Origin of the sequence: Vibrio sp. 1874, assembly GCF_033344395.1 — a bacterium.
In the GTDB taxonomy this organism is placed as follows: Bacteria; Pseudomonadota; Gammaproteobacteria; order Enterobacterales; family Vibrionaceae; genus Vibrio; species Vibrio alginolyticus.
The window spans coordinates 1-1,055 of the sequence record NZ_JAWPOR010000179.1 but is presented as its reverse complement, the minus strand read 5'-3'; the positions used below and the strand labels follow the sequence as shown (position 1 = coordinate 1,055).

At 45.1% G+C, this 1,055-nt stretch carries 1 protein-coding gene; it reads right to left on the bottom strand.

Features of this window, described 5'->3' with window-relative positions:
* Window positions 1-1,055: insulinase family protein (locus R8N46_RS25455; protein WP_318189809.1), on the bottom strand; the 1,055-nt coding region annotated here is incomplete at both ends.

Sequence of the window (1,055 nt, the reverse complement as noted above, 5' to 3'; positions counted from 1 at the left end):
AGATAATATCGTGCGGCTGATAATGCTGCATATTGATGACTAAATGGCTAACTAAATCGAGAGGGCGTGAAGGTTCTTGAAAGCGGAATGCAGACTCCAATACTGCTTGCTTCTCTAGGTAGCGCCACTCATTCATTCCGTCTTGTTTGATCATGGTTAGATATTGGAAGACAGCTTGAATGATGTCATCTACGTGGTCTAACCCTTCTGGTGTGAGTGTACAACTGACCGTAAAATCACGATAGTTGCTGCCACTTGCCCCGCCGCCAGCTGATAGGGAAGTGATCCAGCCTTTGCTTTTCAGTTGAAGCATCAAGCTCCCTTCGCCTTCGTAACCTAACAAATGAGCGAAATAAGAGAGAGGCTTCACGCCGTAGTGTTTATCCATTCCCGGCATAGGGAAGGTGAGAATGAGTTTGCGAAACTCTTTGATGGGCTCAATTTGAACCAAAATTCCGGTGCTGTCTTCAGTCCCAATCGGTACGTTAATCGATTTACCATTTAATTGATGATTAGGGATGTCAGCGAACATGGCTTCTACCCAAGCTTGCTGCTCATCAAGAGATTGAGGCCCAAACAACGTCAGCGTCATAAGATCGGCTGAATATTGAGAATGATGAAACTCGACAATTTCATCACGAATAGACTGACCATCTCGGTCGCCAAGCGTATCTAAATTGCCGACAGAGAACTTTGAAAATGGATGCTCTGGATTGATGACCTCTTTGTTAACTTGATACAAGCGACGCGAGTCGTCATTCAATTTCAGCTTGTACTCAGAGTCGACCGCTTGGCGCTCTTTATCTAATGCTTCTTCATTAAACAGTGGCGCGGTAAAGAATTGGCTAAAGCGATCCAGTGCGTTTTCAAATGCACTTGGAGTGACGTCGAAAAAGAAGCAGGTGTGCTCCGTTCCTGTCCACGCGTTATTCGTTCCACCATTTTGGCTAATATAACTTTGAAACTCGCCCACTTTAGGGTATTTTTCCGTACCCAAAAAAAGCATGTGTTCTAGATAGTGAGCCAGACCTTGACGATCAACTGGGTCGTCGAAG